This window comes from Mycobacterium sp. UM_Kg1 (assembly GCF_000972925.1).
GTDB lineage: Bacteria > Actinomycetota > Actinomycetes > Mycobacteriales > Mycobacteriaceae > Mycobacterium > Mycobacterium hiberniae.
This window is the reverse complement of sequence record NZ_JRMK01000008.1, coordinates 44370-52429: the sequence shown is the minus strand read 5'-3', so window position 1 is coordinate 52429 and position 8060 is coordinate 44370. Positions and strand designations below refer to the sequence as shown.

Annotated in this window: 8 protein-coding genes; 4 read left to right on the top strand and 4 right to left on the bottom strand. The window is 70.0% G+C overall.

Translation table 11 applies throughout. The features are described from left to right. Positions 1 to 335: AMP-binding enzyme (locus LI92_RS02685; RefSeq protein WP_502691386.1), on the top strand; the 335-nt coding region annotated here is incomplete at its 5' end. Between the two features lie 54 nt (positions 336 to 389). On the opposite strand, the gene LI92_RS21780 is transcribed toward LI92_RS02685, so the two are convergent. Then, positions 390 to 2090, bottom strand: coding sequence for a DUF7159 family protein (locus LI92_RS21780; protein WP_052740678.1), 1701 nt, complete (start codon positions 2088 to 2090; stop codon positions 390 to 392). A 118-nt stretch (positions 2091 to 2208) separates the two neighbouring features. Here LI92_RS21780 and LI92_RS02675 point away from each other — a divergent pair, with 118 nt between their 5' ends. Then, positions 2209 to 3681, top strand: a complete 1473-nt coding sequence (locus LI92_RS02675; protein WP_046315625.1) for a DUF7937 domain-containing protein — start codon at positions 2209 to 2211, stop codon at positions 3679 to 3681. A 118-nt stretch (positions 3682 to 3799) separates the two neighbouring features. Next, positions 3800 to 4534 carry a cutinase family protein gene (locus tag LI92_RS02670; protein ID WP_082109508.1) on the top strand — a complete coding sequence of 245 codons (735 nt, stop codon included), beginning with the start codon at positions 3800 to 3802 and terminating at the stop codon, positions 4532 to 4534. 15 nt (positions 4535 to 4549) lie between these two features. Here LI92_RS02670 and LI92_RS02665 read toward each other — a convergent pair whose 3' ends face one another. Next, on the bottom strand, positions 4550 to 5326 hold the full coding sequence (locus tag LI92_RS02665; protein WP_046315614.1) for an S-methyl-5'-thioadenosine phosphorylase: 777 nt from the start codon (positions 5324 to 5326) through the stop codon (positions 4550 to 4552). A 104-nt stretch (positions 5327 to 5430) separates the two neighbouring features. Between LI92_RS02665 and LI92_RS02660 the strand changes: the two genes are divergently transcribed. Continuing rightward, positions 5431 to 6300, top strand: coding sequence for a 1,4-dihydroxy-2-naphthoate polyprenyltransferase (locus tag LI92_RS02660; protein ID WP_046315612.1), 870 nt, complete (start codon positions 5431 to 5433; stop codon positions 6298 to 6300). 16 nt (positions 6301 to 6316) lie between these two features. Here the strand turns inward: LI92_RS02660 and LI92_RS02655 are convergent, their stop codons facing one another. Together LI92_RS02655 and LI92_RS02650 are read right to left on the bottom strand one after the other, a co-directional pair. Further along, positions 6317 to 6976 (bottom strand): nitroreductase family protein, encoded by a 660-nt coding sequence (locus tag LI92_RS02655; RefSeq protein ID WP_286134812.1) that lies wholly within the window; start codon positions 6974 to 6976, stop codon positions 6317 to 6319. After that, positions 6957 to 8054 (bottom strand): NAD(P)H-dependent amine dehydrogenase family protein, encoded by a 1098-nt coding sequence (locus LI92_RS02650; protein ID WP_046315622.1) that lies wholly within the window; start codon positions 8052 to 8054, stop codon positions 6957 to 6959. The genes LI92_RS02655 and LI92_RS02650 overlap by 20 nt, the downstream gene beginning before the upstream one ends. Between the last annotated feature and the right edge of the window lie 6 nt (positions 8055 to 8060).

The following is an 8060-nucleotide window of genomic DNA, read 5'->3' as shown; positions in this document are numbered from 1 at the left end:
GTATAAGAGACAGCATCAGCACCGGCGGGCTGACGGTGCTTCCCGGACCGGTGGAGTCGGCGTTGTCGACCCATCCCGCGGTGGCCGAGTGCGCGGTGTTCGGGATCGACGACGCTCGACTGGGGCAGCGTGTGGTCGCCGCGGTCGTGACGGCGCCCGGTGCGCCACCGCCGACCCTGGAAGAGTTGCGCGCCCATGTCGCGGCGTCTCTGGACAGTACGGCCGCGCCGCGCGAGCTACATCTCGTCGCCTCGCTGCCCCGGCGCGGAATCGGCAAACTGGATCGAAAAGCACTGGTGCTCCGGTTCTCTGCCGTCCGGAAAGCGTCGGACTAGACCGCGAGCTCGAATCGCAGCCCGCGAGCCGGCGCGGTCACCGAGGCGAGAAGTTCAGTCCGCCCCACTACTCGAGCCACCGCTCGAGCCGCTGGAGCCGCCGCTCGAGCCACCGGAATCGCCGCTGGAGCCGCTACTCGAGCCACCGGAATCGCCGCTGGAGCTGCCGCCCGACGATGCCCCGGCGTCGCCGCCTGAGCCCGCGGAGCTCGATCCCCCGCCGCCGGAATCGCCGGTGCTGCCAGAACTTCCGCCGGAACCGGCGGAAGTACCGCCGGAATCACCTGATTCACCACCCGAGGTGCCCCCCGACGTAGCGCCGGAGCCGCCTGCGCCGCCCGACCCGGATGTTCCGGAATCCGAACTGCCGGAGCCGGACGTCCCCGAACCGGAACCGTTCGACCCGGAAGTCCCCGAACCCGAACCGCTGGAGCCGCTCGTGTCGCCGCTGCCGCCACCGGATTCGCCCGCGTCGCCGCCCGCTCCACTGCCCCCGGAACTGCCGCCGTCAGAACCCCCGGAGGTTCCGCCGGACCCTCCGGTGTTGCCAGCGGACCCGCCGGTGTTACCACCGGAGCCGCCGGTGTTACCACCCGAACCGGTGTCGCCGGAACCACCTGCACCACTGACGGATTCGCCCGGGTTACCGCTGGAGCCGTTGCCTCCTGTACCGTCCCCCGAGCCGGCATCGCCGCCGGAGTGACCGCCTTGGCCCTGGCCACGACCAGGCCCGACGCCTCCCCCACCGTTGCCCGAGCCGGGCACCCAGCCGCCACCGCCCCCGACAGGTCCGGTGATGATCGGGACCGGAATCGGGAACGGGATCACCGCAGGAGGCGCCGGTGCCGCCGGCGGTACCGGCGCCGCCGGCGGAACAACGACGTCCGGAGCTGTATTCACCGGCGCCACAACCGAGTTAAGAGGTGGAGCCTGGGGAACGGACGTGGGCACCGGCTTGGGTACCGGCAGCACCGGCAGGAAGTTGCCCGGCACCGGCTGGGACTGCGGCGGCGGCACCACCGCGGGCTGCGACGGCGTTGACGCGGCGGTCGGGCGGATGCCGATGGTCACCGCCACCGCCAGCGCCGCGCATCCGGCCACCAGAATTCCCCCGACCGAGCTGCCCACCAGAAGTGCACGCCCCACCGGCGGCGGTGGGGCGTCGACTTCAGCGGGGTCGGCGCCCCCGTAGTCGGCCTCGTAGTCGGCCTCGTAGCCCTCATAGTCGTTCTCGGCGTACTCCACCGGCAGCAGCTCACCGTCGTCGTCGGTCATCGAATACGCCAGTTGCTGCTCCGGCAGGCTTTCCTCCACCGCTGGTGCCAGCTCCGTGGACGCTGCCGCCACGGCGCTGGCCTGCGTCACCGCCGGTGCGGTCATGGTCGCGTCGCCGGCCGGACCGGCGGGCAACCACGTGGTCTGACCGTCCTCGTCGGTGGCGTTGCGCGCCAGCGCAACGGCCGAACGCGCCTGGGCCAGCTCGGTGACGTTCTCGACCCCCGCCTCTTCCAGGGCGCGGTGGAGCTGGGCGAGCAATTCCGAGTCCGACCAGCACAGCCGCGTCGCCGCCAACCGATGGCCCTCCTGGGCCAGCGTGCGGTGTGTACCGATCACGGTGTCGGTCAGCGTTTCGACCGGATCGCGCGTCAGGTCGAGCATCGACTCGTCGAGAACGGCATCGCCGTAGCCGTCCGACTCGACGAGCGCCAGCCGGGCGAGCGCGCCGGTGATCGACACCCCGAGCGCGACGTCCATTACGCGTCTCCTTCCGCGGCCACTCGTTTAGCCAGTCTAGCCGCGCTTGACCGATAGCCGACCGGGCTGATCTTTGCAGGTCCGGGGCGTAGGTGCCGCTCGCGACTATGGTGAGCAGGTGATCGCCGAGTCGACCAGGGCCTGGAATATCGGCCGCGATGCAACGGCCGCGGCACTGCTGATCGCGGCGTCGGCCCTGCCGTGGAGCGTCTATGTGGGCGCCGGAATCCCGGGCAGCCCCGCAGGGTTGTCGATTGCACTGGCCGTCGCCACGGTGCTCGCAGTCGCTGCGATCACCGCCACCTACGTCGGGCCCTGGGCGATCACGCGTGAGCCGACCGATCCGGTGGCCACCGCGACGCTGCGCCTACTTCTCAGCACGCCGTATCTGCTGTTGGTGCTCGGCATCGTTGCCGCTGATGTGGTGCAGACGGTGCGCTACGGGGGAAGCCCGCGACCGCCCGGCGGGGTGGGTCCGGGCGCCCTGCTGGGCACCGCGGGGGCGTTGCTCGCCGCGCAACCGGTGCTTGCCGGACCGGTGCGCTTGTGGTGGCGCACCGTCCGGGTCCTGGGGTACGCAGCGATCGCCGGTGCCACCCTGAGCACGCTGTTCAACCTCTACTGGCGCGTGAGTTACGCCCTGCCCGACGCGCAGTCCCCCGACGGCTTCGGCCGAGCGCAGGTGGCGATCATCGCCACCGCGCTGGTGTACGGGGCGGCGGCGTGGGTCACGGCGATCTTCGCCTCGCGGTGGGTGCTCCTGCGCGACAAGGCATCCCAGCTCAGCGTTGTCCTTCTCGGTGCAGCCACTGTGGTTGCCGTACTGCTGGTGTGGGTGCTGCCGGTGGGCCGCGACATCGACGGCTTTCACGGCATCGCCCAGAACACCTCCACGGCGGGGGTCGGTTTCGAGGGCTATCTGGTGTGGGTGGCGGCCGGGGCGTTGCTCGCGGTGGCCGCAGCACGCGACGCGTCGCCGGCGACGTGGCTGGCGGCGACGCGTAACACGCTGCTGCTCATCGCGGTCTGGAGTTGCGGGTCGGCCCTCATGCGCATCGTCGATCTGAGCGTCGCTGTCGGCCTGGACCTGCCGCGTTCGCCCTACGACAGCGTTGCGACGGCGTCCTTCGACGTGGTGAGCGCGGCCCTGGCGATCTGGCTGCGGCTCAACCTGGGCAATCGATCCCTTCCGGCGGCCGCCGTCTGGTCGGTGAGCGCCGTCCTCGTCGGCTTCACGGTGGCGCGCGTGGTGGTGGGCGTCGGTCTGGCGCCACGGCTCGCCGAGGCCCAGCGCGTGGCCGCGGCGGCGGGACCGGTGTACGGCAACGGACTCGCGCAGCAGATCACCAGCACCTTCGACGTGGTGCTGTGCGGCCTTGCCCTGTGCGTCCTGGCGGTGGCGATCATCGTCGGCCGCGGCACAGTGCCCGCCGACGACCGTCCGCGGCCCGGCGGACCAGGCTCGCCGCGTATCTTCCGTTCCGCGAACTCCCCCACCGCCGCACCCACGGGTGGACCCAAGATTTATCGGGGCAGTGACGCTGCAGCCGAAGACGGCGAAGTGGTGCAGGGCGGCTCGAGCGGCGACTGAGTGCCGTCGCGCGGCCGGCACGAGCACCGGGGCACCGCGGCGTTTATCGAACTCCGACGACGGGTAGCCGAAGCTTTCTGCTCGTGAGCGCGGGTGAACGATACGGATGAAGGTCACGATGGACATCACTGCATTTGTCGCAACGACAACACGGCGCATTGCTCGGTATCTGGGCGCAGCGATGGTGCTGGGCGGTGCCGCACTGGTGGCCCCCGGCGTCCCCTCCGCCTGGGCGCAACCCTGCCCCGATGTGGAGGTGGTGTTCGCGCGCGGCACCAGCGAGCCACCCGGCGTCGGCGGCGTCGGTCAATCCTTCGTCGATGCGCTGCGGGCCAAGGTGGGTGAGCGCTCCTTCGAGGTGTATCCGGTCAACTACGCCGCCAGCAATGATTTCGGCGGCGGTCTCGACTTCGCCCGCACCGTGGTCGACGGTATCCGAGACGCCGGCACCCATATCGAGAACACCGCCGCGAACTGCCCCAACACCCGCATCGTGCTGGGCGGCTTCTCCCAAGGTGCGGCGCTGGCCGGTTACACCACGTCGGCCGAGTTCCCCAGAGAAGTCCCCGCCGCCTACCTCACCTCCCTCCCCCAGCCGATGCCGCCGTCCGTGGCCAACCACGTTGCGGCGGTCGTGTTGTTCGGCAAGCCTTCGGCGGAGTTCCTTGCACCCAACGGCGCGCCACCAGTGCGGATCGGTCCACAGTATGCGTCCAAGACCTTGGAACTGTGCGCCGACGGCGACACCATCTGTAACGGAGCCCCAGCCGGCGGCCCGCCCTTCGCACATGCGTCGTACGGCGTCAACGGCATGACTGAGCAGGGCGCCGAGTATGCCGCCGCCCACCTCTGAGCGCGCTACGCCGATTCAGGGCAGTTCGAATGGCAGCTGAACACCGGCGTGCGACAGGCAGTGCGTGCAGGTGCGCTCGGCGTCGATCTGTTCGATGGCCTGGTGAACCAGTTCTTTGAACGGCTCGATGTTCTTCTGGAACTCGGCGAACACGTCGACAGCCTTCACGCCCGCACCGACATCGACACCGGCGTCCAAGTCGGTGACCAAAGCTACTGCGGCATAACACATTTCCAGCTCCCGGGCCAGCACCGACTCGGGATAGCCCGTCATGTTGACCAGCCGGAATCCGGCCGCGGCGAACCATTGGCTTTCGGCGCGGGTGGAAAAGCGCGGGCCCTGGATCCCCACCATGGTCCCGCCGTCGACGACGTCGGGCAGCCCGGTCACCGCGGCCCGCAGCGCCGGGCAGTACGGGTCGGCGAACTCGACGTGTACGCCGCCGTCGTCGAAGTAGGTGTCGGCACGCCCCCGGGTGCGGTCCACCAGCTGATCGGGGACCACCACCGAGCCCGGGGGCAGTTCCGGAGTCAGGCTGCCGACCGCACACGGTGCGAGGATCCGCCGCACTCCCAAGGCCCGTAGGGCCCACATGTTGGCCCGATAGGGAACCGTGTGGGCCGAATACTCGTGCGCCGCGCCGTGCCGCGGCAGAAAGGCGACCTCGTGGCCACCGACAGCACCGATGGTGATCTCGGCGCTGGGGGCTCCGTAGGGGGTCTCGCTGGTGAAACGGCGCGCGTCGTCACCGAAGAACGAGTAGAAGCCGCTACCGCCGATCACGCCCAGCATGTCCGCCGCTTCCTCCTGATCTCGGTGGTACCTCGCCGCTGACGGCCATCCCGATCGGGTCGTCACCGCCGAGCACGTTCCGCCGCTCATGCAAGGATCGTGCGGTGGCCAGCTTCGCACAATGGATAGAGGGGGCACGTCCCCGCACCCTGCCCAATGCGATCGCCCCGGTGGTCGCCGGAACGGGTGCGGCCGCGTGGCTGGGTGCAGCGGTGTGGTGGAAGGCCTTGTTGGCGCTGACCGTCGCGGTGGCGCTGATAATCGGGGTGAACTACGCCAATGACTACTCCGACGGCATCCGGGGCACCGACGACGATCGCAGCGGGCCGGTGCGTCTGGTGGGCGCCGGGCTGGCGAGCCCCCGGGCGGTGCTGTACGCAGCGATCGCCGCGCTGTCGGTTGCAGCGCTGGCCGGTTTGGCGCTGGCCCTGCTCACCGCACCCTGGCTGCTGGCAGTGGGGGCGGTCTGCATCGCCGGGGCGTGGCTCTACACCGGCGGGTCGCGACCCTACGGCTACGCCGGCTTCGGTGAGATCGCGGTCTTCGTGTTCTTCGGCCTGGTCGCGGTACTGGGCACCCAATATGTCCAGGCCCTGCGGATCGACTGGGTCGGCGGCGCGCTGGCGGTCGGGGGGGGCGCGCTGTCCTCGGCAGTGCTGGTGGCCAACAACCTGCGCGACATCGTCACCGACGAGCCCGCCGGAAAGCTGACGCTGGCGGTCCGACTCGGCGACGCCCGCACGCGGGTGCTCTACACGCTGCTGCTGGCCTTGACGGGTCTGATGACGCTGGCACTGATGCGGGCCACGCCCTGGTGCGCGGCCGGCCTGCTGGCCACGCCGCTGGCCCTGCGGGCGGCTGCGCCGGTGCGCTCCGGCCTGCGCGGGGCGGCGCTGATCCCGGTGTTGCGCGATACCGGCCTGGTCATGTTGGTGTGGGCCACCGTGGAGGCGACGGCGCTGTTTCTGCGATGACGGGGCCGAAACCCGGTCAGGCGAGTTGAGGTGTCCAGGGCCGGTCCCAGTGGTCCCGGGCCGCGACATCGGCCAGCGGCTTGCGGCGGACCCGATGGTGGTGTCCTCGTGGCCAGCCCACGGTGACCAAGGTGGCGACCTTCCAGGTTTCCGGGATGCCGACGAGTCGGCGTAACTCGGCGTCGCAGGCGTCCTGCCACAGTGTGATGGCCGCGCCCAGCCCCTGCGACCGCGCCGCCAGCAGGAAGTTCTGGACGGCGGGGAACACCGAGCCCCCCTGCTGCAGCTCCGTGGTGCCCCGCTGCGGCTGCACGCAGAACAACACCAGAGCGGGTGCGCCGCCACCGACGCGCATGTGCTCGGCCATGGTGCGCAGTGTGCGTGATTTGGGATCGTCGGCGCTATCGGTGACGTCCGGCAGCCGGTAGAAGTCCTTCATCACCTCCCAGGTGCGCTGCGCTGCGGTGGTGACGAGCGCACGGAGTTCAGGCGAGTTGAGCACCACGAACCGCCAGGGTTGCCCGTTGCCGCCCGAGGGGGCCCAGGACGCCGCCGTCAGACACTTCTCCAGCATCTGATCCGGAACGGCTTCGTCGCGGTAGCGCCGCACCGCCGTCGCGGTGCTCATCACCGTCCACAGATCGTCCGAGACCGGCTCAACCGGCTTGTGGTTCATGCACCCTCCGTGGCAGGACCCCTTGCCAGGTACCGCCCCGCACCGGACCGGTGACCAGCGGCAGGTCCAGGGTCGACAGCAGGCCCGGCGCTGCCTCGATGACCGCCGGGATGGCGTTGAGCTCACGCATCACCGTCGCGTAGGTGAGCCCGCGCATGTTGTTCCCGCGGCCGTGCATCTCGATGTCGACGGTGTAGGTCGGCAACCCGTCGACGATCACCCGGTAACCGCCGTGGGGCGACGGATGCTGCGGCCAGTCCGGTGCCGCATGCTCGCCCATCCGGGTGATGTGCTCGAGCACGACACGTTCCTCGCCGTCCACCATTCCGGCCAGCTTGAACCGCATACCGCCCATGGTTCCGGGTTCCACCCAGCCGGAGGCGACCTGGTAGCGCTCGGTGGCCAGCCACTTGTCGATCGTCGTCTCGACACGATCAAGCGGCAGACCGACACCGTCCGCGACCAGGTGGACGATCGGCGACCACAGCGCGGCCAGCCGCGCCGTGTCGAACAGCGGGGCCGGGTAATCCGGCGTATGACCGAAACCCATGAAATCGAACATGATCTCCGGTTGGGCGATCGGGCCGTAGTCGAGGATCTCCAGCATCGTGATGGTGTCGACCCTGCTGCTGAACCCGGTCATCGTCAGCGCGATGACATCGTTTGCCCAGCCGGGGTCGACGCCGCTGTTGAACAGACTGGTGCCGCCCTCGCGGCAGGCATCCTCGAGGAGCTCGACGGTTTCGCGGTCGGCCGCAGGCGGATAGCACAGTGGCACAAGGGATGTGCACACCACGTTCTTGCCCGCACGCAGACAGCGGGCGACATCCTCGGCGGCCTCCCGGTAGCGGTAGTCGCCGGAGGCGAAGAACGCGACCACGTCGGCATCGATCGCCAGCGCGGCATCGATGTCGCGGGTGGCGATCACCCCGGTCGCGGGCATGCCGCAGATCTCACCGGCGTCGCGCCCGGCCTTGGACTCCGAATGCACGATCAGCCCGACCAGGTCCAGGCCGGGATGCGCAATGACCGCCCGCAACGCGCCGATACCCACCTGCCCCGGTCCCCAGAGGATCACCCGCGG